Origin of the sequence: Aromatoleum petrolei, from assembly GCF_017894385.1 — a bacterium.
Classification (GTDB): domain Bacteria; phylum Pseudomonadota; class Gammaproteobacteria; order Burkholderiales; family Rhodocyclaceae; genus Aromatoleum; species Aromatoleum petrolei.
This window is the reverse complement of record NZ_CP059560.1, coordinates 448,354-474,938: the sequence shown is the minus strand read 5'-3', so window position 1 is coordinate 474,938 and position 26,585 is coordinate 448,354. Positions and strand designations below refer to the sequence as shown.

General features: G+C 64.2%; 27 protein-coding genes and 3 pseudogenes. 17 read left to right on the top strand and 13 right to left on the bottom strand.

Going from position 1 to position 26,585, the window contains the following annotated elements; translation table 11 throughout:
- Positions 1-121: 121 nt before the first annotated feature.
- Both ToN1_RS02130 and ToN1_RS02125 read right to left on the bottom strand, forming a co-directional pair.
- Positions 122-862, bottom strand: coding sequence for a Fic family protein (locus tag ToN1_RS02130; protein ID WP_169208763.1), 741 nt, complete (start codon positions 860-862; stop codon positions 122-124).
- Positions 862-1,146 (bottom strand): DUF504 domain-containing protein, encoded by a 285-nt coding sequence (locus tag ToN1_RS02125; RefSeq protein ID WP_169208762.1) that lies wholly within the window; start codon positions 1,144-1,146, stop codon positions 862-864. Before ToN1_RS02125 ends, ToN1_RS02130 begins: the two co-directional genes overlap by 1 nt.
- A gap of 75 nt (positions 1,147-1,221) precedes the next feature.
- Between ToN1_RS02125 and ToN1_RS02120 the strand changes: the two genes are divergently transcribed.
- From ToN1_RS02120 to ToN1_RS02105, 4 genes are all read left to right on the top strand, one after another.
- Positions 1,222-1,857, top strand: coding sequence for an MOSC domain-containing protein (locus ToN1_RS02120; protein ID WP_210147987.1), 636 nt, complete (start codon positions 1,222-1,224; stop codon positions 1,855-1,857).
- The gene (locus ToN1_RS02115; protein WP_210147986.1) at positions 1,854-2,432 is read left to right on the top strand and encodes an NnrU family protein; all 579 of its coding nucleotides are present in this window, start codon (positions 1,854-1,856) and stop codon (positions 2,430-2,432) included. Before ToN1_RS02120 ends, ToN1_RS02115 begins: the two co-directional genes overlap by 4 nt.
- Positions 2,433-2,554: 122 nt before the next feature.
- Positions 2,555-3,028, top strand: a complete 474-nt coding sequence (locus ToN1_RS02110) for a hypothetical protein (protein ID WP_169208717.1) — start codon at positions 2,555-2,557, stop codon at positions 3,026-3,028.
- A gap of 164 nt (positions 3,029-3,192) precedes the next feature.
- Complete coding sequence (locus ToN1_RS02105) at positions 3,193-3,357, top strand: hypothetical protein (RefSeq protein ID WP_169208718.1); 165 nt, start codon at positions 3,193-3,195, stop codon at positions 3,355-3,357.
- Positions 3,358-3,512: 155 nt separating this feature from the next.
- Here the strand turns inward: ToN1_RS02105 and ToN1_RS02100 are convergent, their stop codons facing one another.
- Positions 3,513-3,806, bottom strand: coding sequence for a hypothetical protein (locus ToN1_RS02100; RefSeq protein WP_169208719.1), 294 nt, complete (start codon positions 3,804-3,806; stop codon positions 3,513-3,515).
- Positions 3,807-4,147: 341 nt separating this feature from the next.
- Here ToN1_RS02100 and ToN1_RS02095 point away from each other — a divergent pair, with 341 nt between their 5' ends.
- The 6 genes from ToN1_RS02095 to ToN1_RS02070 all read left to right on the top strand — a co-directional run bounded on the left by ToN1_RS02095 (position 4,148) and on the right by ToN1_RS02070 (position 9,241).
- Positions 4,148-5,425 (top strand): 2Fe-2S iron-sulfur cluster-binding protein, encoded by a 1,278-nt coding sequence (locus tag ToN1_RS02095; protein WP_169208720.1) that lies wholly within the window; start codon positions 4,148-4,150, stop codon positions 5,423-5,425.
- Positions 5,426-6,004 carry a hypothetical protein gene (locus ToN1_RS02090; protein ID WP_169208721.1) on the top strand — a complete coding sequence of 193 codons (579 nt, stop codon included), beginning with the start codon at positions 5,426-5,428 and terminating at the stop codon, positions 6,002-6,004.
- Positions 6,005-6,078: 74 nt separating this feature from the next.
- Entirely contained in the window at positions 6,079-6,738 is a 660-nt protein-coding gene (locus tag ToN1_RS02085; protein WP_425305826.1) for a cytochrome c3 family protein, read from the top strand.
- A 192-nt stretch (positions 6,739-6,930) separates the two neighbouring features.
- Complete coding sequence (locus ToN1_RS02080) at positions 6,931-8,193, top strand: HD-GYP domain-containing protein (protein ID WP_169208723.1); 1,263 nt, start codon at positions 6,931-6,933, stop codon at positions 8,191-8,193.
- A 452-nt stretch (positions 8,194-8,645) separates the two neighbouring features.
- Positions 8,646-8,954, top strand: coding sequence for a CopG family ribbon-helix-helix protein (locus ToN1_RS02075; RefSeq protein WP_169208724.1), 309 nt, complete (start codon positions 8,646-8,648; stop codon positions 8,952-8,954).
- Entirely contained in the window at positions 8,951-9,241 is a 291-nt protein-coding gene (locus ToN1_RS02070; protein ID WP_169208725.1) for a type II toxin-antitoxin system RelE/ParE family toxin, read from the top strand. Before ToN1_RS02075 ends, ToN1_RS02070 begins: the two co-directional genes overlap by 4 nt.
- A 440-nt stretch (positions 9,242-9,681) precedes the next feature.
- Here the strand turns inward: ToN1_RS02070 and ToN1_RS02065 are convergent, their stop codons facing one another.
- Positions 9,682-10,170: a conjugal transfer protein TraG N-terminal domain-containing protein gene (locus ToN1_RS02065; RefSeq protein WP_244860943.1), complete on the bottom strand. Its 489-nt coding sequence runs from the start codon at positions 10,168-10,170 to the stop codon at positions 9,682-9,684.
- A gap of 127 nt (positions 10,171-10,297) precedes the next feature.
- Here ToN1_RS02065 and ToN1_RS24995 point away from each other — a divergent pair, with 127 nt between their 5' ends.
- The 5 genes and pseudogenes from ToN1_RS24995 to ToN1_RS24940 all read left to right on the top strand — a co-directional run bounded on the left by ToN1_RS24995 (position 10,298) and on the right by ToN1_RS24940 (position 15,237).
- Complete coding sequence (locus ToN1_RS24995) at positions 10,298-10,579, top strand: HD domain-containing phosphohydrolase (RefSeq protein WP_210147984.1); 282 nt, start codon at positions 10,298-10,300, stop codon at positions 10,577-10,579.
- Positions 10,580-10,760: 181 nt separating this feature from the next.
- On the top strand, positions 10,761-13,055 hold the full coding sequence (locus ToN1_RS02055; RefSeq protein ID WP_169208726.1) for a DUF3141 domain-containing protein: 2,295 nt from the start codon (positions 10,761-10,763) through the stop codon (positions 13,053-13,055).
- 277 nt (positions 13,056-13,332) lie between these two features.
- Positions 13,333-13,506 (top strand): annotated as a pseudogene (locus ToN1_RS25060) (IS110 family transposase); the annotation flags it as partial.
- Positions 13,506-13,877, top strand: a pseudogene (locus ToN1_RS02050) (transposase); the annotation flags it as partial. The pseudogenes ToN1_RS25060 and ToN1_RS02050, both read left to right, overlap by 1 nt.
- A gap of 268 nt (positions 13,878-14,145) precedes the next feature.
- Positions 14,146-15,237, top strand: a pseudogene (locus tag ToN1_RS24940) (methyl-accepting chemotaxis protein).
- A gap of 97 nt (positions 15,238-15,334) precedes the next feature.
- Here the strand turns inward: ToN1_RS24940 and ToN1_RS02040 are convergent.
- The gene (locus ToN1_RS02040; RefSeq protein WP_244861102.1) at positions 15,335-15,397 is read right to left on the bottom strand and encodes a type II toxin-antitoxin system YafQ family toxin; all 63 of its coding nucleotides are present in this window, start codon (positions 15,395-15,397) and stop codon (positions 15,335-15,337) included.
- A gap of 134 nt (positions 15,398-15,531) precedes the next feature.
- Between ToN1_RS02040 and ToN1_RS24660 the strand changes: the two genes are divergently transcribed.
- Positions 15,532-16,134, top strand: a complete 603-nt coding sequence (locus ToN1_RS24660) for an addiction module antidote protein (RefSeq protein ID WP_244860942.1) — start codon at positions 15,532-15,534, stop codon at positions 16,132-16,134.
- Between the two features lie 554 nt (positions 16,135-16,688).
- On the opposite strand, the gene ToN1_RS02025 is transcribed toward ToN1_RS24660, so the two are convergent.
- Both ToN1_RS02025 and ToN1_RS02020 read right to left on the bottom strand, forming a co-directional pair.
- Positions 16,689-17,162 (bottom strand): Fic family protein, encoded by a 474-nt coding sequence (locus ToN1_RS02025; RefSeq protein ID WP_210147983.1) that lies wholly within the window; start codon positions 17,160-17,162, stop codon positions 16,689-16,691.
- Positions 17,162-17,446: a DUF504 domain-containing protein gene (locus ToN1_RS02020; protein WP_169208731.1), complete on the bottom strand. Its 285-nt coding sequence runs from the start codon at positions 17,444-17,446 to the stop codon at positions 17,162-17,164. The genes ToN1_RS02025 and ToN1_RS02020 overlap by 1 nt, the downstream gene beginning before the upstream one ends.
- A 75-nt stretch (positions 17,447-17,521) precedes the next feature.
- Between ToN1_RS02020 and ToN1_RS02015 the strand changes: the two genes are divergently transcribed.
- Positions 17,522-18,343, top strand: coding sequence for an NnrU family protein (locus tag ToN1_RS02015; RefSeq protein WP_244860941.1), 822 nt, complete (start codon positions 17,522-17,524; stop codon positions 18,341-18,343).
- A gap of 546 nt (positions 18,344-18,889) precedes the next feature.
- Here the strand turns inward: ToN1_RS02015 and ToN1_RS02010 are convergent.
- The 6 genes from ToN1_RS02010 to tcuA all read right to left on the bottom strand — a co-directional run bounded on the left by ToN1_RS02010 (position 18,890) and on the right by tcuA (position 26,585).
- Complete coding sequence (locus ToN1_RS02010; RefSeq protein ID WP_169208191.1) at positions 18,890-20,203, bottom strand: OprD family outer membrane porin; 1,314 nt, start codon at positions 20,201-20,203, stop codon at positions 18,890-18,892.
- A 254-nt stretch (positions 20,204-20,457) separates the two neighbouring features.
- Positions 20,458-21,555, bottom strand: a complete 1,098-nt coding sequence (locus tag ToN1_RS02005; protein ID WP_169208190.1) for a 4-oxalomesaconate tautomerase — start codon at positions 21,553-21,555, stop codon at positions 20,458-20,460.
- Between the two features lie 95 nt (positions 21,556-21,650).
- Positions 21,651-22,643, bottom strand: coding sequence for a D-2-hydroxyacid dehydrogenase family protein (locus ToN1_RS02000; RefSeq protein ID WP_169208189.1), 993 nt, complete (start codon positions 22,641-22,643; stop codon positions 21,651-21,653).
- Positions 22,644-22,655: 12 nt separating this feature from the next.
- A complete protein-coding gene (locus tag ToN1_RS01995; protein WP_210147982.1) occupies positions 22,656-24,008 on the bottom strand; it encodes an MFS transporter in 1,353 nt (450 codons plus the stop codon).
- Positions 24,005-25,165, bottom strand: a complete 1,161-nt coding sequence (gene tcuB, locus ToN1_RS01990; protein WP_169208187.1) for a tricarballylate utilization 4Fe-4S protein TcuB — start codon at positions 25,163-25,165, stop codon at positions 24,005-24,007. Before tcuB ends, ToN1_RS01995 begins: the two co-directional genes overlap by 4 nt.
- Positions 25,152-26,585, bottom strand: coding sequence for an FAD-dependent tricarballylate dehydrogenase TcuA (gene tcuA / locus ToN1_RS01985; protein ID WP_169208186.1), 1,434 nt, complete (start codon positions 26,583-26,585; stop codon positions 25,152-25,154). Before tcuA ends, tcuB begins: the two co-directional genes overlap by 14 nt.

Sequence of the window (26,585 nt, the reverse complement as noted above, 5' to 3'; positions counted from 1 at the left end):
GGGGGCGTTGGCGGGGTTTTGTAGATCGAAAATTGACTTAACTTGCTGATTTTAAAGAAAACAGCCGGTGATTGTGGCTCCAGGTGTCACCGGTTCGATCCCGGTATGTCGCCCCATATATTCAAGCAGTTAGCGAATCGCAGTATCCAAAGTGGTTGTAGAACGATCTACAAAACCGGGCCCGCCGATGAGCGGGCCCGTTTGTTTTTAAACGGTTCCGCACTGGATTCGCGAATCTGCAATCATCGTGGCGGCCGATAACACTGAGCACCCGCATTGCGTCGCGATCATCGCATCGCCGGTAGCCATCGCACGTCGAGCACAGATTCATCTTTGTGCTGTCCGCGTTTCGGCGAGGTGCCCCTGCGGCTTGACCCCACAGCGGCCCGTTCAAAGGGTCAATGATGGCCGACGGTCTGTTCCGGCGCCTGCTCGAGCACCGCGATCGCTTCGCGGGCGATGAAAACGCGGTTGCGTTGGCGCGCGGTGCCCGTCGGACGCCGAACGAGGCGAGATCGGCGACGGCATTGTTGGCGGCGGGAAAGGGCGCGCCATGGAGGCGCTTCACCTGGTTGACTGTGACGACGGGCGTACCGGTGAGAGCGGCGACGAGCTTGCAGCTCGCCGAGTCGGCACGCCGGTCCACGACGCGCCGGTTCCAGTCGTCGCGCAGGGCGGCCAGTTGTGCGACAAGCGCCATCGACTCGTCGCAAGCGCTCAATACCGCCTGCGTGAAGAAGTCGATCCAGCCGTTCCAGCGCGAGCGCAACTGGACTTCCAGCAGGGCATCGAAGTCGTCGTGCCGGTTACGGTACAGGGGGCCGGACACATACAGCGGCGGAAATTCCTCCGCGGCAAGCATCAGCGGGATCCGCAGGCATCCGGTGCGGCCTTGCCGTCGCGCTGCCAGATCAGACGGCCGTCCTTGAGCACTTCGCGGATGCGGTGCAGAGGCAGCTGGCGGGCCTCGCCTTTGTCATCGACGAGGGTGCAGGCGAAGTGGCCGTGATCCGCGAACTCGAGCCGGCGCAACGGAACGTGGACGATGCGCCGGGCGACGCGGTCGTAATAGCCGATGACGAACTCCCCGCGGCCGAAGACGGGGTCCCAGCGGATGCGGGCGAGCAGTGCGTGGATTGGAATCATGGCGTGCGCTGGGGGCAGGGGACGGCAGGCGCGGTAGGATGCTGCATCCGCAGTGTTTCATCCGCACTGACCGCCATGCCGCCTGCCCGTTTCGCCGCCGCATCCGCCGCCGAGCCTCTTGACCTGCGCACGCTGACACGCCGCTTCGCCCACGCCGGCCGGCTTGAGGCCATCCTGTTGCGCCCGGCGCGACGGGCCGCGGCGCAGCCGGTGAGCGAGGCGCGCGCGCTGGCCGGCCGCGGACTCGCCGGGGACCACCGCGCCGCCTTCGGCCGCGGCGGCGGCAGGCGCCAGCTGAGCCTGATCCAGGCCGAGCATCTGGCGGCGGTCGCGGCGTTGGCGGGCCGCGACGAGGTCGATCCGGCGCTGCTGCGACGCAACCTTGTGGTCTCCGGCCTCAACCTGCTCGCCGCGCGCACGCTGTTCCGCGACCAGCCGCTGGTGCTGCGCATCGGCGCCGAGGTCGTGCTCGAGCTCACCGGCGTCTGCGAGCCCTGCTCGCGCATGGAGGAGGCGCTCGGCTCCGGCGGCTACAATGCGATGCGCGGCCATGGCGGCGTCACCGCGCGCGTCCTGATTGGCGGCGTGCTGCGCATCGGCGACGCCGTCGTCTGCGAAGCGGCGCCGCCTGCGGCCGCGGCGCCCGGCCCCCGGCCCCGACGCGCCCCTCACAACCCGCCCGGAGAACCCCGCCCGGAGAACCCCGCATGACCGCCCTGATCCTCGGACTGCTGCTGTTCTTCAGCACCCATTCGGCGCGCATCTTCGCCGAGGACAACCGTGCCCAGTACATCGCCCACTACGGCCTGGCGAAATGGAAGCTCGCCTACTCGCTCGCCTCCGCGATCGGCCTCGGCCTGATCGTGTGGGGCTACGGCGCGGCGCGGCTCGACCCGCTCGTGCTGTGGGCGCCGGCGCCGTGGACGCGGCACCTGGCCGCGGTGCTGACGCTGCCCGCCTTCATCCTGATCGCCGCCGCCTACGTGCCGGGCACACGACTGCGGGCGAAGCTCGGCCACCCGATGGTGCTCGGCGTGCAGCTTTGGGCGCTCGCGCACCTGCTCGCCAACGGCGCGCTCGCCGACCTGCTGCTGTTCGGCTGCTTCCTGGTGTGGGCGATCGCGAGCTTCGTCGCCGCGCGCCGGCGCGACCGAGCGCAGCGGGTGGTGCGGGGGGAAGGAGCACTGGGTTGGGATGCGGTGGCGACTGCGGTCGGGGCGGGGGTGTGGGTCGTGTTTGCGCGCCACCTGCATGGGGTGTTGTTCGGGGTGGTGCCTTTCGGGTGAGGGGGCGGGGCGGGTTCCGGCTGACGGCAGCCGCGGGATTGTTGACCGAGGGCATCGGCGGGCGGCGACGCAGGTCAGCGTCGATGAGGAGACCGTTCCGATCGTTGGGCGGGCCTTCGGTCATGCAGGCCGTAGCGCTCGATCGACGCTGCGCCGGGGCCGTAGCGCAATCTGCCGACAATTTCACCCACCACATCGACATCGGCACGGTGAACAGCGCATTCCCGAACGGGAAGCCGCTGCTCGTTGTCACAGCCGCCGTAGCAACGGCGCCTTTGGAGCGACACGACCGAACTGGCACTAGCGGCCAAGTGCCGTCGCTCGTGGCTTTGACATGGCCTTCATTCGAGAGTCCCCTTCACTCAGAGACCTGCCGGCCAGCCAAGCTTGAAAGCTGCGCCATAGACGGCTTCGTCGAGCCGGCGGGACGCTCGCTCACGAAGTCGGCGTACGGCGGCAACGTCGTCACACTCGATCTCGGCGCGGCGTACTACATCGACATCGGCACGCAGATTGATGCCGCGGTCCACTTGGGCGCGAACGACAATACGCCGGATCACGCCTGCACGATCGGTTTGTCGCATTGCTTCCACTAATCAGCCAGAGCTGTGCTGCAACCCGCTCGGTGAGAGTGCGTTGCCGGGAAATCGTGATGCCCCCGGCAGCGCACCGTGGCAGTCGGCAACAGTGCGCATGACAGAATCGTTGCGATGGAGGGAAGTCCGATACATCATCAATCGTTCGCATTCGGAACAGCACCATGACATCCAAGTGCCAAAGGGAGAATGACTACAGCACGAGGCCCGCGACGACGGTGAGCTGGTGCCTGCCGCACGCGGTTCTGTCGTTCGATCTGATCCGGCGTATCGCCCCTGCGGCCGCGATCATTGACGCGGGCTATTCACAACTGACGGTACTGGCATGACCGAGCCGTCTTCCATTTCCTGACAGATCCCGCCGCGCGCCACGCCTACGTCACGCAGGTCAGCCGCGCGGTCAAGCCGGGCGGGCATGTCATCACCGCCACCTTCGGACCGAACGGCCTAGCGCACGCCCGTACCTGCCGCCCCCCTTTGGGCCTCAGTCGTCGTCCTTCACGTGATGGTCCTCGCGATCGCGCTCGTCGTTTCGCGTCGCGCGGTCCCCGTAAGCAGCGCGGGCGACCTCGGCCGACGTGAATCTGCAGTCCCGGCGGGCAGCCAATTTTCGAAGGAACTCGGCGTTCGCGGGAGGCAGTTCCCCGATGAGCGTCCTGATCTGCTCGCACGTCTCTACCGGATAGGGCGCTGCCGCCATAACCGGCAGGCTGCCGGCAACGATGACGCTGGTGAACGCGGCAGACAGAAAATTGCCCGGACTAAAAAAATGACGCATTTCATTACTCCCGATTTCGGCACCTGAATAGGGCAGAAGGTGGACACGGAGGAGACAAGGCGATGCGAATACTCCATCGCACCGCTCCCCATTCGACTCGGGCAAATGTAGATGCAGGAGAGTGAATGTGGCCTGAACGACTTAAATCGGGCTGAAATGCCGTTCATTCTCCATTCATGCAGACAGCGGAAAAATAAAGGTCGTCGAACGCTTCGTCTGGATGCTGGATGACTTTATTCCGGCGTCTCCGACGCGTTCGTGAATATGTCCTTATACTTTTGCGTTACATGATGCATATTGACGCCACTTCGACCGATCTGTTTTTCTGATGGGTGCCTGCCATGACTTCGCTCACCCTCCTGTTGTGGATAGCGTTCGGGATCATCGTTCAATTCGCCATTTTTCTTGCTGTCGAATTTTGGCAGCACTGGAAGAAGTACACCGCGCTACGCCTCCGCTCGGATCCGGATAAATCGGTGCCGCTTCCCGAGGCAGCACCGGAAACCAATGACGCCGGGGGGAAGTCCTGGACGGGCTTCCTTCCCTTCCGAGTGGTGCGGAAGGACGTCGAGGACGGGGCCAGGACTGTGTGCTCGTTCTATCTTGAACCCGAGGACAAGCGGCCTCTTCCACTCTACCTCCCCGGTCAATTTCTGACGTTTCGCCTCGAAGTTGCCTCGCCCGATGGCGGGACGGAGGAGATCACCCGCTGCTATTCGCTGTCGGACGCCCCGCGAACTGACCTGTACCGGGTGTCGATCAAGCGAGTTCCTGCCCCGCCTGGCAATGCCGTGCCAGCAGGACGCTCGTCGAATCATTTCCACGATCACGTAAACCCGGGCAGTCGCCTGATGGTTCGTGCGCCAGCGGGACATTTTCATATCGATCGGAGTGACGCCCCTGTAGTTCTGATTGCCGGGGGGATCGGCATCACCCCGATGCTGAGCATGGCGAATTGGTGCGCGGCGGAACAGCCGGGACGGGAGCTGTGGTTGTTTTACGGTGTCCGGGATGAACGCGAGACCGTGATGCTCCCTCATCTGCGCGCGCTCGCGGAGCAGCATCCGAACATTCATCTGCGCCTTTGCGTCAGCAGCCCCGGCACCGTGCATGAATCCGAATCGGCCTACGTTCGCCGCGGACGTGTAGATGTGGCCTTGTTGCGCATGGAATTGCCGCTCAAGCCTTATCACTTCTACATCTGCGGCCCCACGCCGATGATGGAAAGTCTGGTTCCGGCGCTTGAGGACTGGGGCGTTCCCGACAACCATATTCATTTCGAAGCCTTTGGTCCTGCCTCAATCAAGCGACGCACGAAAAGTGCCCCGGCGAGCGTGGTGTCCGAAGGGGCCGCCGCCGGGACCGGCCTTGCCGTCACCTTCGGGAAATCGGGCAAGACCCTGGCGTGGAACGCGGGTGGCGGTAGCTTGCTCGAACTGGCCGAGGCGGGCGGAGTGAATGTTCCTTCCGGGTGTCGGGCCGGTAGTTGTGGAACGTGTCAGACGAAAATCGAGTCGGGCGAAGTCAGTTATCGACAGGAGCCGGACTTCGATCCGGAGCCCGGCACGTGCCTGCTGTGCGTCTGCGTCCCGAAGACCGCCGTGACACTGGGGGCTTGAATGACGAAAACCATCTGGCGCAAACACATCCTGCCTTTCGCGGTGCTGGTGGGGCTTCTGGGTGTGGGTACGGTCCTGGGCGACTATCTCCTGCATCGCCTCAATCTGGTGTGGATCGGGCGCTACCTGGGCATCCCCGGCACACTTCTGATCATTGGATCGCTCGCGTACTCGCTGCGAAAACGCAAGATGATCAGTTCGGGGAACCCGAAGTCACTCTTGAATATGCACGAATTTTCGGCATGGTTCGGATCACTGCTCGTCCTGATTCACGCGGGAGTGCATTTCAACGCGATCCTTCCGTGGCTTGCGACCGTTGCGATGGGTATCAACACCATCAGTGGCCTGGTCGGGAAACTGCTCCTCGGCCGTTCTCGCGAGCACGTTCAGGCGCAGCGCGACCACTACCAGCTGCGCGGCTTGTCGCGGACGGAGGTTGAACAGGCGGTGTTTTGGGACGCCGTCACGTTGGATGCGATGACGCGCTGGCGAAAGGTCCATATCCCGATCTTTGTCGCCTTTGCGGTCCTCGGCCTCGGCCACATCATCAGCATTTTTCTCTTCTGGGGCTGGATATGAGCCGGATGGTGAAGTTCATTCTGGCTATCAACCTCGCAGTGCTGGCCGTACTGACGTTCGCATTCCCGGATCTCATGGTCGGGCCGGGGAAGCTGATACCTGGGCACCGGGAACTAGAGGGAGACTGTTTTGCCTGCCACCAGTCATTTTTTGGTGCTTCTGCCGAACGCTGCATCGCCTGCCACGAACCGAAGGACATCGGCCGTCTCACAACCAAGGGCCAACCCATCGCGAAACCGCTGACCAAGACGCCGTTTCACCAGAAACTCGTCAAGGACGACTGCGTCGCGTGCCACAGCGACCATGCGGGGGTAAAACGTTACCGACAGCAAGGGCGCTTCAGTCACGCGCTGCTCCAACCCGATTCACGCGACCAATGCGAAACGTGTCACAAGTCGCCCACGGATGCGCTCCATCAGAAGATCACGGGCAACTGCGGAGAATGCCACGGGCAGGAGAAATGGGTTCCCGCCACCTTCGATCATGACAAGTACTTCAGACTCGATCGCGACCACAACGTCAAATGCGTCACCTGCCACGAGCGCAATGATTACAGTCGCTATACCTGTTACGGCTGCCACGAACACACTCCCGAAAACATTCGCCGGGAGCACATCGAAGAGGGCATCCGCAAGTTCGACGACTGCGTCGAGTGTCACGTCAGTGCGGACGAGCATGACATCAGGGACGGTCGTGGAAGAGAGGGCCGAGGCGGAAGGGACGACGACGATTGATAGGCAAGGTGGAGGATCCGAAACCTATCGTGCCGCAACAAACGTAAGGACTCGCACTCCGCTGGAAACATGGCGGAGACCAGCCATAATTGGAAGGACGGCGGCCTGACACAGAGAGCGATCGAGCGGGCATGATCCGAGACGGCCCGGCTCGGCTGCAGCGCACCGGATCCGCCCCCCGAGGAAGACGCGATGAATTCGTTCAACAGACGTGTCGCGTGGCGAATCGGCTTCATAAGTGTGCTCCTCGGTGCCGTCGCGAGCCTCGGCGCCTGGGTCGTCGCCTACAAGAATGCAGAGGACGCCACCGTGGCGCTGGCCACGGAAGAGTCCCGACGTCTGCTGCGCCACTCCGATGCTCTCGAACTTAGTGGTCCCGATGCAGGGGAGCGGGCCCGCAAGGCGGTCAAGACGCTCGCCGGCGGACTTTTTGATGTCGCCGAAGTCTACAATTCACACGGAGAAAAGCTCGCGTCAGCGATGACGCCGGAGGGGCAAGAGATTGAGGCTCAGCTGCCATCGCATCCTCGCCCCGGATCCGGCGAGAGCTCGCACCAGAGCTTGAAGCTCGACCAAGGACGTCGCGTTCTACGCGTGTTCGTGCCTCTGAAGGGGGCCGTCGACAGTGGGACGGCCGAGGTACACGGATATTTCGAGGGCGTGCGCGTCCTGCCTCCGTGGCAGCGCCAGCAAATGCTCATCCATGCGCTCAGCGGCGCAGTCATGGTCGGTCTCGCGTCGCTGTTGTGCGGCGCGACGATCTACCCGGTCGTCGTCCTCCTGTCGGCAGACAATGAGCGCAAGGCCCGAGAAATTCTCGACTCACACCTCTCGCTGATGGAAGCGCTCGGACGGGCAGTAGGCAAGCGCGATTCCGACACCGGTGACCACAATTTCCGCGTCGCTTGGATGGCGGCGCGGATCGGGGAGCGGCTAGGCCTGAGCGACAGGGCGATGCAGTCACTCATAGTCGGCGCGTTCCTTCACGACATCGGAAAAATCAGCATTCCCGACGCCATTTTGCACAAGCCGGACCGGCTCGACTCCGGAGAATCCGAGATCATGCGTACGCACGTCGCGCAGGGCGAAGAGATTGTGTCCCACATCGGATGGCTCGACGAGGCCAAGGCAATCGTTGCCGCCCATCACGAAAAATGGGACGGGTCGGGCTACCCGAGGCAGCTTGCCGGAGATGCGATCCCACTGTCAGCGCGCATTTTTGCCGTGGCCGATGTGTTTGACTCGCTCTGCTCGAAGCGGCCCTACAAGGAAGCGCTGGATTTTGATGCGGCGATGTCGATCATGGATCGGGATACCGGCCGCCATTTCGACCCCCGGGTAATGTCGGTCTTCCGGCCGATTGCCTGGGATCTCTTCGAGGCTCTCGAGGGGGGCGACGACCAGCTCGCGCGGCGACGGCTGGAGGATTGCGTTCGCCGGCATTTCGGTATCTAGCCTGCCGGCGCCTTCGCTCCCGCCACGTTTGCATTACCGCTCCGCCCCGATCAGCAGCCGTTGCCTGATTGCTGGGGTGAATAACCGGTGTGGGTCGAATACGGTTATAGCCTGAGGTGACAAGCGGTCATTAAGCGCCCCAAGCGAGTGAACGGCCGTTGACCGGCCGCATTGCCGTCCGAGGTGGGCCAAAGGTCCAAGGTCGGCGTTGGCTCGGGCAGAGTAGGCCGGCGAGAAAAATAGGTGCGTTTCTCGCAAGAACCTGCCGTACCGGAGCAACTGCGTCGATCGTCAGTGACGAGCGGAGAAGGGGACTCGTCGAGCGGGATCTGGATGGTTTAAAAGCTGCCGACGCAATTTAACCTGGTCTCTGCCAACCAGGGGCAGAGTGGTTTGTTCATTGTTCGGGTAGTAAAATATCAATACCGCTAACTGCGACACGGGAGTTCAGGATGCCCAACCTGTCAGTCAAACTCGACGAGGCCATGCGCCAACGACTGCACGACATCGCGATGCAAGAGGGGGTGACCCCGCACGCCCTGATGCTGCGCGCGATCGGTCATGAACTCGATCGCGCCGAGGCGGAAGGCGCCTTTGTCAGGCGTGCCCTGCAAGCTCGTCAGCGGGTCGAAGCGAGCGGGATGGCCATTGACGGTCTCGCTTTTGATGCCTACCTGCGGGCTCGAGTGCGAGGGGCGTCTGCGCAACGGCCGACCCCGCAAGACATTGGAAAGCCGGAATCCAAGGAACCGGACGCATGACGCGCTGGTGGTTGGCGCCAGAGGCCGCGGAAGATCTTGAGCGACTGGCGGACTTTCTTCATGATTCCGCGCCGGATCTGGCTGCCGACACCGTGGACCTGATCCTCGATGCCTTGGGTACTCTGTCTCGTCATCCGAATATCGGTCGACCGATGGCTCATGGATTGCGCGAACTTGTAATCTCGCGCGGCCGAACAGGTCATCTGGCGCTCTATAGCTATGATGAGCAGCACGACGCAGTGCTCGTGCTGGCTATTCGACACCAACGTGAGGACGACTATCATTGATGACTCGCCCGAGCAACGTCGATGGCATAGGCAAAAACCGTTCTACAAAACGGCCTCCACATCAGCACTGATCCGGCTTTCACGGGGGGCGTTGGCGGGGTTTTGTAGATCGAAAATTGACTTAACTTGCTGATTTTAAAGAAAACAGCCGGTGATTGTGGCTCCAGGTGTCACCGGTTCGATCCCGGTATGTCGCCCCATATTTTCAAGCACTTATGCGTTTTATAGATGCTTTTGGCATCTTATGAAAATTACGAAATACGCTGTAAGTGCCTGTTTTGCCAGATGCGAGCACAGGAGCGAAGTTCTGGGGTTCCTGTGCGCCGCGGCCCTGGCTCCCCGTAATCATGTGTTGTCCTCCGCTGAGCCCAGCAACTAGGGGCTCAGGAGTGTCGCCGCCCACGACGGCCGAGGGTCATCAGACACCGGCGTATCCAAGACTACGAATCGTCGCGTCCCCGGAGCCAGTACCCCACTCGCAGCTTCCGATCGAAGCTAAAGACGTGTTCACCAGGTTCTTCCTCGCAGCACCCCACCAGCCGATTAATCTTGCCGAACCCGCCATCCCGCAGCGACACCTTGCTGCCGCACAGGGGACAATCCGCCACGTAGCGGACGAGGCGCAGGTTGTAGCCGCGTGACCGCCCCGGAGCTCCTGCAACTTCGGGGTCCCAAACCAGCTCGATCTGGCGATCCTTCTCGGCGAAGGAATAGAAGAGCGGCGAAGCCATAATGATGAATCGATCATAGAGCCGCGCCAGAGGCCGCAGTAGGAACCAGAAGAAAGCTGCCGCAAGGACGATCAGCTCCCACTGGAGCACGCCTTGGGCCATTCGCATTAGGGTGATCAGTACAGGCAGCGCCCCTAGCAACACCATCAGTCTGAGACCGACCGCCGGGACGTAGCGACGAACGCCATCGATGCGCATGCTTGCGTCCTCCTCTGACCGAAACAGCAGCGGCCACAGGAACAGGCGTCCCAGTAAGGAGAACCGCAGACTCGTCCGGTCCTCGCGGTACTGAAGCACAAAGGGCATCCTCGGGCATCACGAGGCAATGAACGGATCCGGTTATCCGCGCGGTCTCAAGGGCGAGGAAATCGCGCTCGAGGCCCGTATCGTCAGCGTGGCCGAAGTAGCCGTCCATACCATAAGCCGTGGACAAACGATCGCGCTGTCGACGAGTTGCGTGAACTGGCAAATATGGGCAAGCTCGATCGGGACTGTGTCGAAGCTTTGTGCGAAGACCTCGGCGAAATCGCAAACGTGCAACTCGAATTCGCGGATTAGATTCGAGTTTCGATCCCGACAATCGGCTGGCTGCGAGCGTGGCAACTGACGAACCTCCAGGAAGGAGGACCCAGATGTGCCTGCGTGTTGCCGACGAAGCGCCGGGTCGGTGATTGCCGCGCCCTGCGGGTCCGTGAACCGGGCGTCGGTTCCGTGTCCGTCGCGGTAGTGAAGATTCCGGCGGCCTGCGCCACCGCGCTTGGCCGCCCCTGCAATACATGGAGCCTCAAATGAATTCTCCCATGCTGACACCCTTGGTACCGTCGCTGCCCTTGATGGATCCTGGCGGTTACGTCCGCTCCGCCTTCGACTACTGGCGCGATGCGATGGAGCGCAGCCTCCTCTTCCTGGACGTCATGCGTCACCGCGGAAATCAGTACCTTGAGCACATCGCCAAGACCAAGCCCAGCGTGCTCGGCTTCGACACTGAGATGCTGATCGACGGCCGCGAACTGCCGAGGCCGGTGAATTACGAGCTGCTGCGCATTTCGCCGCCGGCGGGCATTTCGATCGATCCGCACAAGCGCCCCTTCGTCGTCGTCGATCCGCGCGCCGGACACGGCCCCGGCATCGGCGGCTTCAAGCCCGACAGCGAGATCGGCGTTGCGCTGCGCGCTGGCCATCCGTGCTACTTCGTCGGCTTTCTGCCCTACCCACAACCGGGCCAAACTGTCGAGGATGTGGTCGAGGCGGAGATCACCTTCCTGCGCCACGTCATCGAACGTCACCCGACGATTTCGGAAAAGCCCATAGTGGTTGGTAACTGCCAGGCCGGCTGGCAGATCATGATGGCCGCGGCGCTTGAGCCCGACCTCTTCGGTCCCATCCTCATCGCCGGCTCGCCGCTGTCCTATTGGGCGGGCGAGCGCGGCAAAGCGCCAATGCGTTACATCGGCGGGCTGGCGGGCGGTAGCTGGGTGACCGCGCTGCTGAGCGACCTCGGCGCGGGGCTGTTCGATGGCGCCTGGTTGGTACATAACTTCGAGAATCTCAACCCTGCGAACACCTGGTGGACCAAGCAGTACCGCGTATTTGCGAACGTCAACACGGAAGCCTCCCGCTATCTCGAGTTCGAGCGTTGGTGGGGAGGCCACGTCGTGCTCGGCGGCGAGGAGATCCAGTACATTGTCGACAACCTCTTCGTCGGCAACCGGTTGTCGACAGCCCAACTCGTGACCTCCGACGGGCGCCGCATCGACCTGCGCAACGTGCGCTCGCCGATCGTCGTCTTCTGCTCGCGCGGTGACGACATCACCCCGCCGCCGCAGGCGTTGGGCTGGATCCGCGACCTCTACGAGGGTGTGGACGGCATAGTCGCGAACGAGCAGACCATCGTCTATTGCGTCCATGACAGCACCGGCCACCTCGGCATCTTCGTGTCTGGCAGCGTCTCGCGCAAGGAACACACCGAGTTCACGGCCAACATGGACTATATCGACGTGCTGCCGCCGGGCCTCTATGAGACTTCGATCTCGCGCGCCAACGAGCGTCCCGACGCCGGGCTGATCGACCGCGAGTACCTGCTCGAGTTCACGCCGCGCACCATAGCCGAGCTCGACCGCGAGGTGCAGCACGTGCCCGAGGACGACGTCCGCTTCGCCACGGCGGCACGCATCTCCGAAATCAACCTCGGCCTCTACCGCCTGTTCGTGCAACCGTGGGTGCGCGCCCTGGCGACGCCCGGTACGGCGACGTGGTTGCGCCGCATGCATCCCAATCGTCTCGGTTACCGGCTGCTGTCGGACAACAATCCTCTAATGGCGCCGATCGCGGCGCTGGCGGAGAAGGTGCGCGCAGACCACCATCCGGTAGAGGAGGACAATCCCTGGCGTGTCGGCGAGGGCCGCCTGTCCGGGCAGATCGCCGGCGTCCTCGACGCCTGGGGTCATTGGCGCGACCGCGCGAGCGAGCAACTGTTCCTGCTGGTTTATGGTCAGCCGCTGCTGCAGGCAGTGGTGGGGCTCGGTACCGGCCATCCGCCGCGCCGCCGCCCGGGCGGGGAACCGGAGCACCGCCGCTTCGTCGAACGCCGCCAGGCCGAGCTGCGTGCGCGCGTCGCCGAGGGTGGCCCCCATGAGGCGGCGATGCGCTCGACGATCTACGTGCTCGGCGGTGCCCCGGCGACCGACGAGCGCAACTTCAAGCGCATGCGCGCCTCGCGCGCCGAGCTCGAGCCGCGCAGCACGCTCGCCGATTTCAAGCACCTGTTGCGCGAGCAGTTCTTCATCCTGAAGTGCGACCGCGAGGCGGCGCTGGATGCGATTCCGACGTTGCTCAAGGGGCTCCCCGCCGCGGAGATCGACGCGCAGCTTGAGCATATCCGGCACGTGCTGGCGGCGAGTGGCGACCTCAGCGCACACGCGGCCGATCGCTTCGCGCGCATCGAGGCACTGTTCGTGCGCGCCCGCTCCGAAGCCTCCGCCGAGGCGGATGAAGACGCCACGATGAAGCGCAGTCGCCCCTCGGTTCGGAAGGCGAGCGGCAGCGCATCGCAACGGCGGCGTCGCAAGACGGACGAAGCATGAAACCGTTCCGTTCAACGAGGTAGGTGTCCGGCACACCCTGCGAGCCGCCTGTCCCCCGACGGCGCAAGGCCGTCAAACCGAGCCTGTAGGGCACGTGCGATGCTGCGCGCTATCCCGACTGGCTTGCGGTGGTGAAAATCCGCGCCTTGCTGCGCGAAGTCTCTACGTGGCTGAAGGCAGAGCGTAAGCAATGGGATGGACGCCCCCACCCGACAACGGCATCAACGTGCCAGAGTGGCAGTGTCGCCAACCACTCGAATCGGAAGGAGCGTCCGCCATGCAGATTACGACTGTCGGCATCGATCTGGCCAAGAACGTGTTTCAGGTCCATGGAGTGAACGAGCACGGCAAGGCGGTGCTGCGCAAACAGATGAGACGAGAGCAGGTCGCGGCGTTCTTCGCGAATCTGCCGCGCTGCCTGATCGGGATGGAAGCTTGCAGCAGCGCACACCACTGACCGCGACGGCGATGGTCGCCTCGATCGGTGACGCGAGGAATTTCGATAACGGACGACAGCTTGCAGCATGGCTGGGGCTCGTCCCTCGACAGCATTCGAGCGGAGGCAACAACAACCTGCTCGGCATGAGCAAGCGCGGAGACTCGTACCTGCGAACGTTGTTGATCCACGGCGCTCGGGCTGTGATCTACCGGGCCAGCCTGCTGCCGGATGCCGGCGGCTGGCTCGTCAAGCTCGTGGCGCGTCGCAACGCGAATATTGCGGCGGTCGCCCCGGCCAACAAGAACGCGAGGACGAGCTGGGCGCTACTGGCTCACCAAAGGACGTTCCGATCTGACTACGCCCACATTGCCGAGGCTGCGTAGGCAACGACAACAGCATTACCAAGGGAGGAGGAGCACACACCACCGATTGCACAGGCGATCACGTAGTGATGGCAAGACAGGTCAGACCGTGGTTGGCAAAGCCCGAGGCCGGACGAGGCACCCAGAGTGCGTGTAAGGGATCGCGGCGCCGACCAGCACAACCCATCAGGGACAGCGAGCAGGTCTCGCAGCGAAAGTCCGAATGCACGGGAGCAATTTTTACCTTGGAGCCATCACCCAATGAGCGCTTGGCAAGCAGGGGGCGTCCATGTACGGTCCTGGCGCTGCTCACTGCGATGCAGCAAGGTCTGCCGGCGCTCGCCTGCGGCGTATCGGCGGCGGCGATCATGTGCGTGCTTCCGTTCTGGTTGCAGCCCTGTCTGTTGCGGCCCGTCCGGAATGCGAGTCTTCAGCTTCAAACTATCGACGAAGGCCGGCTGGACGAGCCGACGCCGGCCGCCGACTGCCCGTGCGGCAGATCGAGACGTTGCGCATCCGTTTGAAAGCGATGTTCTGCGACGTCATGCTCGCGGCAGAGCAGGTCAAGGAGCGGGCCGAGGGCCTTGCCGCCGACCTGCGTACGACTCACGACAACGCGGCTCAGCAGGCGGGACAAGTGATGGACGCGGCTGCGGCGACGGAAGAAATGAGCACGGGTGCTGCTGAGATTTCCTCAGGCACCGATGAGAGCACGCGGGCCGTCGAGCGTGTCCGCGAATATGCCGAAGACGGGCAGCAGGCCGTCTGCCAGAACATCGGCATGGCCCGGCATCTGGTCGATGCGGTGGGCGATTCGGAACGGAAGCTGCAGCGCGCCAGCCAGTCGGTTCACGAGATCTCGTCGGTCGCCAGCCTTTTTGCCGAGATCGCCGAGCAGACGAACTTGCTGGCCCTGAACGCGGCGATCAAGGCGGCGCGAGCTGGCGAATAGGGCCGTGGCTTCGCGGTGGTCGCCGACGAGGTTCTCAAACTGGCCGAACGCACGGCGACGAGCACCAAGTCGATCAATTCGACCGCCGATGCCGTGCGTGCCGACACCGACGCCGCGTTGGGCGCCATGCGTCTGGTCGTCGAGGACGTGTTGGCCGGCAGCGCGTCGCTGGAGCAGACGGAACTCCGCCTTGCCGAAATTGTGGCGGTAGCCCGTCAGTCAGCCGGCCTGGCGGTCCAGGAGCGGGAGGCGCTCGGCCAGCAGACGGAAGCCTCGAACCAGATCGCCGGAACGATGGAGCGGATCTCCTGCGGCCTGGATGCCAGCCAGCAGGCGGTGGCGAAGATCCGTGACGCGGGTGCCGAACTTTGCGACACCGCTCTGGAACTGGAGCATCTCACAGCCCATCTGCGCGTAGCCGGTAAGTGAGAGCCCGGCAGGATGGCAGGGGCAATTCGAGCGGGGGGAGGTTTGAAGCATGCGGACAGCAACTCGTGCTGAGGCGGGGCACCACGACCGCCGCCCGTCATTCCTCGAACAGTTCAGAATGCGTACCCGCACGCACGAAGATGATGACCTCGCCACTCAGCCGGTAGATCAGTAGAAGATCGCCGCCGATGTGACATTCCCGGTGATGAAAGCGGGTTGGCGGACGATGACGCCGATGAGGGCAGCAGTCTGGGGTACTTGCTCATCTGTATCCCAAAATTTGCAATTCATCGCATGAAGACCATTCTCACCACTGAAATCTTCGACGCCTGGTTTGCCGATCTCCGAGACCCGCAGGCGGCAGCCCGCATCAAGATGCGAATCGGTCTGGCAGAGTTGGGCAACTTCGGCGACTGTGATCCGGTGGGAGAGGGAGTTCCGGAGATGCGAATCCATTACGGGCCGGGCTACCGCGTGTATTTCACCCAGCGCGGCCTGGAAGTGGTGATCCTGCTGGTGGGCGGCGACAAGTCCACCCAGGCCAAGGACATCAAGACCGCCTTGAAGCTGGCACGGGAACTGTGGGAGAAGGCGATGGCACTCAAACTGCGCAAATGGGATACGGCCGAGCACCTCAAGAACGAGGAGGAAATGGCGCTCTACCTCGAGGCTTGCCTGAAAGAAGCCGGGGACGATGCGGCCTTCATCGCCAAGGCACTGGGCGATATTGCCCGCGCAAAAGGCATGACCCAACTGGCCAAGGATACCGGCCTGGGGCGGGAGAGCCTGTACAAGGCCCTTTCCGGCGAGGGCAATCCGAGCTTTGCCACCATCCTCAAGGTGACACACGCGTTGGGCCTGCAGTTGCACGCGGCACCGCGCCACGCGCCGGTGTGATCGCATGGCGCGTGAAAAGTGAACTTCGCGTGGCGGGCCGTTGCCCCACGTGGCCTCGTCGAGATGGCAGACCGTGGAGCTCGCGACGATTTTTCCTATGCGCTTGTCGTCGTCCGGAGAGTTCGAATTTTTTCGTAAGATCGCGCGGCCGTTTCCCGCCAATACTGGCATTTAAAGGCGATGTTCTTACGAAAAATCGAGCCTAAGGTATTGATTTTACGAAATTGTAGGTTGGATTGTGGCTCCAGGTGTCACCGGTTCGATCCCGGTATGTCGCCCATATATTCAAGTGGTTGGCGAATCTCAGTATCCAAAGTGGTTGTAGAACGATCTACAAAAGCGGGCCCGCCGATGAGCGGGCCCGTTTGTTTTTAAACGGTTCCGCACTGGATTCGCGAATCTGCAATCATCGCGGTGGCGGACAACACTGAGCACCTGCATTGCGTCGCGATCATCGCATCGCCGGTAGCCATCGCACGTCGAGCACTGATTCATCTGTGTGCTGTCCGCGTTTCGGCGAGGAGCCCCTGCGGCCTGAGCAAACAGGGGCCCGTTCACAGTTTCAATGATGGCCGACGGTCCTGTTCCGGCGCCTGATCGAGCACCGCGATCGCTTCGTGGGCGACGAAAACGCGGTTGTGTTGGCGCGCGGTGCCCCTCAGGACGCCGAGCGAGACGAAATCGGCGACGGCATTGTTGGCGGCGGGAAAGGACACGCCGAGGAGGCGCTTCACCTGGTTGACGATGAAGACGGGCGTACCGATGAGAGCGGCGACGAGCTTGCGGCTCGCCGAGTCGGGACGCCGGTCCGCAACGCGCCGGTTCCTGTCGTCACGCAGGGCGGCCTGTTGCGCGGCAAGCGCCATCGACTCGTCGCAAGCGCTCATTGCCGCCTGCGTGAAGAAGTCGATGCAGCCGTCCCAGCGTGAGCGCAACTGGACTTCCAGCGGGGCACCGAAGTCGTCGCGCCGGTTACGGTACAGGAGGCCGGACACATACAGCGGCCGACATCCCTCCGCGGCAAGCATCAGTGGGACCCGCAGGCGTCCGGTGCGGCCTTGCCGTCGCGCTGCCAGATCAGACGGCCGTCCTTGAGCACTTCGCGGATGCGGTGCAGAGGCAGTTGGCGGGCCTCGCCTTCGTCATCGACGAGGGTGCAGGCGAAGTGGTCGTGGTCCGCGAACGCCAGCCGGCGCAGCGGCACGTGGACGATGCGCCGGGCGACGCGGTCGTAATAGCCGATGACGAACTCGCCGCGGCCGAAGGCGGGGTCCCAGCGGATGCGGGCGAGCAGTGCGTGGATTGGAATCATGGCGTGCGCTGGGGGCAGGGGACGGCAGGCGCGGTAGGATGATGCATCCGCCGTGTTTCATCCGCACTGACCGCCATGCCGCCTGCCCGTTCCACTGCCGAGCCTGCCGCCGAGCTTGTTGACCTGCGCACGCTGACACGCCGCTTCGCCCGAGCCGGCCGGCTCGAGGCGATCCTGTTGCGCCCGGCGCAACGGGCCGCGGCGCAGCCGGTGAGCGAGGCACGCGCGCTGGCCGGCCGCGGACTCGCCGGGGACCACCGCGCCGTCTGCGGCCGCGGCGCCCGGCGCCGATGCGCCCCTCACAACCCGCCCGGAGAACCCCGCATGACCGCCCTGATCCTCGGACTGCTGTTCTTCAGCACCCATTCGGCGCGCATCTTCGCCGAGGACAACCGTGCCCAGTACATCGCCCACTACGGCCGGGCGAAATGGAAGCTGGCCTACCCGCTCGCTTCGGCGATCGGCCTCGGCCTGATTGTGTGGGGCTACGGCGCGGTGCGGCTCGACCCGCTCGTGCTGTGGGCGCCGGCGACGTGGACGCGGCACCTGGCCGCGGTGCTGACGCTGCCCGCCTTCATCCTGATCGCCGCCTACGTGCCCGGCACGCGACTGCGAGCGAAGCTTGGCCACCCGGTGGTGATCGGCGTGCAGCTTTGGGCGGTCGCACACCTGCTCGCCAACGGTGCGCTCGCCGACCTGCTGGTGTTCGGCTGCTTCCTGGTGTGGGCGATCGCGAGCTTCGTCGCCGCGCGCCGGCGCGACGGGGCGCAGCGGGTGGTGCGGGGGGATGGGGCGCTGGGTTGGGATGCGGTGGCGGTGGGGGGCGGGGCGGGCGTGTGGTTCGTGTTTGCGCGCCACCTGCACGGGGTGTTGTTCGGGGTGGTGCCATTCGGGTGAGGGGGCGGGGCGGGGGCCGGCTGACGGTCGCCGCGGGATTGTTGGCGAGGGGAACGTGCGGGCGGGGACGGAGGTCAGCGCCGATGAGGAGACCGTTCCGATCGTTGGACGGCCCTTCGGTCATGCGGGTCGTCGCGCTCGATCGACCCTGCGCTGGGGCCGTAGCGCATTCTGCCGACAATTTCGCCCACCACACCGACATCGGCACTGTGAACAGCGCATTCCCGAAGGGGAGGCTGCTACTCGTCGTCGCAGCCGCCGTAGCAACGGCGCCATTGGAGCGACACGACCGAACTGGCACTAACGGCCCAAACGGCCGACTGTCGCCCTGCTAAAGCTGCCCCTCGTGGGGCAGGTTAGCGCGACATGCGGCCAGATGGATGATGCACATAAACTCGCGCTGACGGCTGCCAAGGGCCGAGCAGGTAGGAACTGTATACTGTCAGAACCTTCCGCTCCATATCGCATATGCGATATCGCATATGCGTGTTTGTGCGTGACTTTCGTCGCCGCGCACAAACACCGGTCACACGCAAAAGGGCATTTTCAGAAGAATCGATACGTGTAATCGAGATACACGCGATGGTCGGTGTTGTCCTGCAGGACGCCATCCACCCGACCCGTCTTGTCGGAATTGTACTCAAGGTACCTGTAACGAAGATTCAAGCCCTTGAGCAGCGGAATCTGGTAGCGCACATCGACTTCCAGTTCACTTTCGTCCGCCTTGCCCAGCGACGAGACGTGACTGTTCCTGGCGCCCGTGCCCTGCTTGTACTTGACCGTTGTCTTGAGTCCCTTGACGTAGTCTTTCCAATCGTAGCCCGCGCGAGCCATCCAGACCGTCTCGTCGTTGTTCGTCATGTCCGCCAGCACGCCGCCCGTGGGGAAGGGGTTCATGCCGTGGTCGCCGGTGAAATTGTCCTCGATCCACGCGCCATCGAACTTCGCCACCGCCGCCCCTAGCATGACGTTTCCGGCCGTCCACTCCGCATCGAGATAGACACCGCGCCCGTCGTTGTCGCTGCGGGTCACGCCGGCACGCGAGCCGGGGACGTCCTCGTCGTCCAGTTCGGCCCCCTCGGCGGCCGTGACGAACAGCTTGCCCGCATCTCGCGAGGTATGCAGACCGGCACTCAGCTTTAGCTTGTTCTTGTCCGCCAGATTGAACGTATAAGCTCCCACGAGACCGACCTTGGTCAGGAAGTCCTTCGAATTCAGGTACTCGAGGTTGATTTCGTAGGGCCCCTTCGCATAGCGTGCGCCTGCGGCGGCGACGTAGTCGATGGCGCCCTCGTCGGAACGATCGGTTGCGAATTTCTCGAAATGCGCTTCGCCGCGCCGCGACCACTCGTCGAACATCGCGCCGTAGAGCGTGAGCCCCGGGATGAGCGTCAGCTGGCCGCTCGCACCGGAGTAGGTGTTGGGCACCGCACGGCTGGTCGAGCTGATCAGGAGCAGGCTGTCATAGAGTTGCCGACCGATCTTGAGCTGGGCCTTGTCCTGGTACTTCAGCTTGACGAATGCTTGGGCGACCTTGCCGAAGGAGTCGTGCAGTTCTCCGTTGTTGTCGGCGGAGAGCACGTCAGTGGTGACAAAGCCGGTCGCATCGAGCTTGGTGACACTGTAGCCCGACACGCCGAATCCGACGATGTCGGCGAAGTACGGCGACTCGTAGTTGAGCTGCAGGCCGAGCCCGGTCTGGGTGCGATCCCTCGAGGATGTCTCGAACTCGCGGTCGAAATGCACGCCGCGCACTTTCAGTTCCAGCTTGTGCCCGTCCTCTTCGGCCGCCACGCCGATCGCGGGCGCAAACAGCCCGGCCACGAGCAGGGGCAGGACGCCCGCATTGATCTTCTTCATGCCTTCCTCCTTGGTTGGATTCGTTTTCTCGCCGTCGCCCCGGACTTCGGCCAGGGTCGTCATGAGCTCTTGCAGCCGCAGTGGATTTCTTCCGAGACTGTCGAGCGCAGGCGAAGTATGGGGATCGTACTTAATTGCGGGAAATGCAAAACGGCAATCGATTCATGCGGGATGCGCATCATTTGGCCGGCGCGTGCCGACGGCGGCCTCCAGGCTTCCGGCGACGCGCGCTTGGCTATTCGGGGGAGTTGCGCTTATGCGGCTTGGCCGGGATCGCACAGAGGAACGTGAACGGCTCCCCGAAACAGTGGGCGGGCCGTCCGGATCAGGCCTGCGGACTGGATGAGCGGAATGCCGTCGGCCCCCTTCGCCGCGACGTCGAGGCGGATGTCCAGCGTTCCGGCAGGCTGCTCGATGGTCACGAGGTACGGGTCTTCCGGCTTCGGCCGGGCGAGACCTTGCACCACGGAGCCGGGAATGATGCTCGCGGCCGCGAGGCACAGCGCGCCGGTCACGGCATAGGCGGAATGGCAGTTCCACGGGGTGAAGTAGCGCGAGGCGATCACGCCTCGGCCCTGCGGCGACGCAACCAGCGCGATCTTCGGCAAGACCTTGTCGCGCACGTCGCCGAGTCCTGCCAGCAGCGCAACCTGCAGTCGGATGGACTCGAGTCGGATCTTCAGTTTCCGGTCGGCATCGAGTTCGGCCTTCGTCTCGTGGCCGGTCTTGCCCATCGCTTCGGCCGGGACGAAGACCAGCGGCGTCGAGAAGTCGATGCAGGACACTCCCACGCCATCGACGACATCGACCACACGCCCGGTCGGCAGCAGGCGTCCCGTCTTGGCGCCGGCGGCATCACGGAAATTCAACTGGATCGGCGCGCCACTGCCGGGGACGCCGTCGATTCGTGCGAGTCCGTCGTAGCTCACCTTGCCGCCAGGCGTCTGGATTACGGCCTCGACGATCTTGCCGGTGTTCACGTTGAGGATGCGCAGGGTCGTGACGGGGTCGGTTGCAGCGACCAATCCGTTCTCGATTGCGAAGGGCCCGACGCCGGCGAGCATGTTGCCGCAGTTCGGCGTCGTGTCGACCGTGGCCGTTTCCACCGACACCTGGGCGAAGAGGTACTCGATGTCGATGTCGGCCCGGGACGAGGGGCTCACGATGACCACCTTGCTCGTGAGCGTGTCGCCGCCGCCGATGCCGTCAATCTGGCGCGCATGGGGCGACCCCATCGCCGCGAGCAGTACCCGGTCGCGCTCAGAGGGATCAGCGGGGAGGTCCGCTGCGTGGAAATACGGCCCCTTCGACGTGCCTCCACGCATCAGCGTGCAAGGGATGGTCAGCATCATGGTGGTGTTCCTCCGTCTCAACGATGGCGCGATTCTGGGCGCACGACGGAAAAACCTGAAATGCAATAATCGCTACGACTCTTGCGAGAATGGCATTAATAGGGCGGCGCGGTTCCCTGACCGGATGTCGCCTGTTCCCCGGCCACGAATCGCCGTACATGGGCGAATGCGTCGCGAAAGTAGGCCTCGTAGGTATCCTGATCGACGAAGCCCAGGTGCGGGGTGCACAGGATCGCCGGGTGGTTCAGGTAAGGTGCCGCGCCATCCGGCTCGCCCTCGAAAACGTCCAGCGCTGCGACACCCGGTCGGCCACGGGCGAGCGCGTCGAGCAGGGCGCCCGGCGCGAGAAGTTCGGCACGGCTGGTGTTCACCAGCAAGGCATCCGTGCGCATGCACCGAAGATCGTCGGCACCGATCATGTGGCGCGTGTCGGGGCCAAGCCGCAGATGCAGCGTCAGGACGTCGAGTTGCGCCAGGAACTCGCGGCGGTCGGCGATGAACTCGTAGCCTGCACGCGCTGCCGCTTCCCGTGACTGCTCGCGCCCATGCACGACGACGCGCATCCCGAAAGCCCGCCCGATGGCCGCGACGTGAGTGCCGATCTTGCCGAGCGACCAGACCCCGAGCGTTCGACCGTGCACGGCCCGTCCGAGCTGTTCATCCTCGATATGCTCGCGGCTGCGCTGCCACTGACCCTGCGACAGGTGGGCCGCATAGGGCAGCAAGCGGCGCGACGCAGCGAGGATCAACGCCCAGGTCAGCTCGGCCGGCGCGATCGGATTGCCGCCGCCGTCGCGGACTTCGACGCGCCGCCGCTTGCAGGCCTCGAGATCGATGGAGCCGGAAAGCCGCCCAGTCTGGACGATCAGTTTCAGCCGCGGCAGGGCCTCGATGACACGAGCGGTGATCTGCGTGCGCTCGCGAATCAGCACCAGGCAGTCGGTATCCTGCAGCGCGGCGATCAACCCGTCCTCGTCGACGAGGCGCTCCGTGAGCGTCTGGAGGCTTACCGGAATGTCCTCAAGCTCCTTCGTGGCGGCGAGGCACGGGACCACGCCCTGATAGTCGTCCAGGACGGTCACTCTCATCAGCTTTCTCCTCTACCTGTTGCAAGATTTTCGGGTGGCTGCGCCGGCATTGCCTCCGGGCACGCCCGGGTGCCGGATTCCGAGCGCCGCATAGATCGGGCGCAAATGCATGCGCAGGAATTCCAGCTTGAGCCGGAAATGAAGACTCGCGAGCAGGAGCGTCAATCCCGCCGCGACTTCGGTCGTTTCAGCACCCGCGTGATCGGCGACGATTCCCGCAAGCAGGCTCCCGACCGCGGCCGCGCCGAGGTTCGCGGCGGTATATAAGGCAAGCACGCGGCCCCGCAGCACGTCGGGCAGGATCGTCTGCAGCACCGTATTGCTCGACGCGTTGCCGGTAATGATCCCGAAGCCAAGCAGAAACAACATCCCGGCCCCCAGCCAGAGCGTGTCCGACAATGCGAATCCGATAAGCGCCAGCGCCGCGAGCAGGTTTCCCCCGGCAATGACACCGGTGAGTCCTCTCACGGACCGGCGCATCACGAGATGCAGGGACGCACACAAGGCTCCGGCGCCCGCGCTGCCGAGGAGCATTCCGAGGGTATCGGGGCCGCCGTGGAAGACGTCGCGGGCGAAAACCGGCATCAGGGGCACGTAGCTTGCGGCGAGAAAGTTGAGCAACGCGACCTGCATCAGCAGCTTGCGGACTGGCAGCTTGCTCCGCACGAACTGCGCCCCCTCCCGCATCGCAGCGCCGAACGGGACGGCGACGGCCTGATGGTGCGGGATGCGGATACACAGCAGGGCCGCAACCACGGCAAGAAACGAAACCGCATTCAACGCAAAGCACGCCGCCTCCGAGGTCATCGCCAGCACGGCGCCGGCAACAGGCGGTCCGATGAAGCGCGCAGTGTTGAAGATCAGCGAGTTCAGCGCGATTGCATTGGGTAGATCGTCCGGGTCGGCGATGAGAGGCGCGGCAAGCGCATGCCGAAGCGGCGCATCGAAGCTGTTGAGCACGCCCAGCAATGCCGACGCAATCAGGATCTGCAGCGGGCTGATCGCCCCCGAGAATGTCGAAACCGCCAGGAAGCTCGCCTGGATCAGCATCATGAGCTGCACGAGCAGCATCAGGCGTTTGCGCTCCACGCGGTCGATGACGATTCCGGCGAAGGGGGCGACTACGAGTTGCGGCGCCTGGGCGAGGAACGCGACGGTGCCGAGCAATGCGGCGGAGTCCGTGAGTCGATAGACGAGCCAGCCGAGTGCCACCTGCTGAGTCCAACTGCCCAGCAGCGACACCGACTGACCCCAGAAGTAGAGCCGATAGTTGCGATGACGCAGTGCGCGCCAGGACCGGCCGGACGTCCGCGGCGCGACGGTCGCGGCCGCGTTTCCGATCCGGTCCGGGCCCACCGGCGTCACTCGCTGCCGACGCCGACCGGATTGGGCGCGCGCTTCTCGATGGCCCATTTCAGCAGCGCGGCGGTGCGAAAGATGCCGTGCGCGAACTTGCCGTAGGGCATCGTCAGGAACAGTGCCATCACGGCGCCGAGATGTGCGGCAAGGAGCAGAGCCATCGCTGCAGTGTCGCGCCCGGCAAGAAGCGCGAGGCCCGTGGCGCTGGTGAGCAGCAGCAGCGCGATGAAGCCGCGGTCCATCGGTTTTTGCGCGGCGTCCCCGTGCTGCGCGTGGCGCCGCACGTTCAGCCACAGCAGGCCTGCCGGACCGATGAGCAAGCCGATCCCGCCCAGGGTGCCGAGCATGACGGGCAGACTCGTCAGCGCGTACGGCGCCGCCCAGCCGAAGACGTAGTGGTAGATCGTCGCCACACTCGTCGCAGCGAAGCACAGCATGAAGCCGTAGAAAGTCAGGTGGTGGAAGCGGCGGCGGGCGAGGGTGCTGGCGTCGTCCGCGTTCGGGCAGCCTTGACCGTGGCCGCCGTCGAGGTACTTGAGCTTGAGCACGTCATGCGCCGTCTCCGCGATTGCCGCCGCATTGGGGTCTCCCGCCGAGATGCCGCGCCAGAACTTCGCGACCCCCAGGCCCAGCGCCACCGCGACGAACAGGAACACCGGCCCGAACATCGACACCAGCAGATTGTGCGGGAAGATCGCGTAGAAATCGCCGGCGAGCGGGGCATGGAACAGCGTGCCATTCTTCGCCAGGGCCATCATCAGGAAGAGCGCGAGGCCGGCCGCAAGCGCCAGCGCGACGGTCAAGCCATTGTTGCGGTAGAGCGTGCCGAGACTGCTCGGCCACGCGAAGTCCGAGTAGGTTTGCCCGCGTACCTTGGCCATCGCCTGCGGGATGTTGACCGCGAACTCGTGCGGCGGCGCGTACTGGCACGCGTGCAGGCACGCGCCGCAGTTGTGGCAAAGGTTCGCGAGGTAATGGATGTCGGCCTGAGCGAATTCAAGCCGGCGTGTCATCGCCGGGAAAACCGCGCAGAAACCTTCGCAGTAGCGGCAGGCGTTGCAGATCTTCATCACGCGTTCGACTTCGGCTTCGGCTGCGCTGGGCGCGATGACGCCCTCGGCGAGATCGCTCGCTTCGCGGAGCAGGGCTTCAAGCTGCTGCATGTTCGACTCCTTCCTTCCTCGTCGCCGCGGCGGCCGAGGCGCCCGCGATACGTCCGAATACCGTGCCGATCGTCATGCCGACGCCGGCGGTGTAGCCCTGCCCGAGTACGTTGCCGGCCATCATTTCGCCGGCGACGAAGAGATTGCGGCTGGGCTCACCCTTGAAGTGGGCGGCCGCCCGTTCATCGACCTTCACGCCGAGGTAGGTAAAGGTGATACCGGGCTTGAGCGCGTAGCCGTAGAAGGGAGCGGTATCGAGCGGCAAGGCCCAGTGGGTCTTGGCCGGCGTCACGCCGTCCGTATGGCAGTCGTCGAGCACCGTGTGGTCGAAGGTGCCGACGCGGCAGGCGGCGTTGTAGTCGCGCACCGTGCGCACGAAGGCCTGCTCGTCGAGACCGAGCTGGCGCGCGAGCCCTTCGAGCGTGTCCGCCTTCGCACCGGGGAACACAGGGGGCATGAAGCGACCGACGGCTTTCGAGTCGATGACCGAAAATCCGACCTGGCCGGGCTGCTGGGCGACGAGCCGTCCCCAGATCGCGTAGCGCTTGGGCCAGAAATCCTCGCCTTCGTCGTAGAAACGCTGCGCATGCTTGTTGACGACGATGCCGAGGGAAACGCAGTCGATGCGCGTGCAGATCCCGCCGTCGTAGAGCGGCGCGCGCGCGTCGACCGCGACGCAGTGCGATTGCGAGGGATCGCCGATCGTGTCCGCCCCGGCCTCCATCATCGCTTTCAGCAGCACACCGCGATTGAAGCGCGTGCCGCGGATCGCGAAATTGTCCGCCGGCCACTCGCCGTCGGAATTCTGACCCCAGGCTTCGCGCAGCCATTCCCGGTTGGATTCGAAGCCCCCGGACGCGAGCACGCAGGCACGCGCCGCGATGCGCTCCTGTCCGATCCAGGCGGCACGGAACTCGCCGTCGACCACTTCCAGTCGATCCACCGGCGCCTCGTAGCGGACGCGCACCCCCAGCGCTTCGGCGCTGCGGTAATAGGCATTCACGAGCGCCTTCCCGCCCCCCATGAAGAAGGCGTTGGTGCGCGACAGGTGCAGCGTGCCCGACAGCGAGGGCTGGAAATGCACGCCGTGCCTGCGCATCCAGTCACGGCAGCGCGAGGACTCGCGGATCGCCAGTCGCGCGAGTTGCTCGTTGGTGCGGCCACCGGTGACCTTCTTGAGGTCCTGCCAGAATTCTTCCTCGGGATAGGCGTCGGTGAGGACGTCCTGCGGGGCGTCGTGCATGCAACGCAGGTTGCGCGTGTGGCTCGAGTTGCCGCCACGCCATTCGCGCGGTGCGGCTTCCAGCAGCAGCACGGAAGCGCCCGCCTCGCGGGCGGTCAGTGCTGCACACAAGGCCGCATTGCCGCCGCCGATGACGAGCACGTCGGGGGTGCCCTGATTCGATGTGTCTTGCTTCAT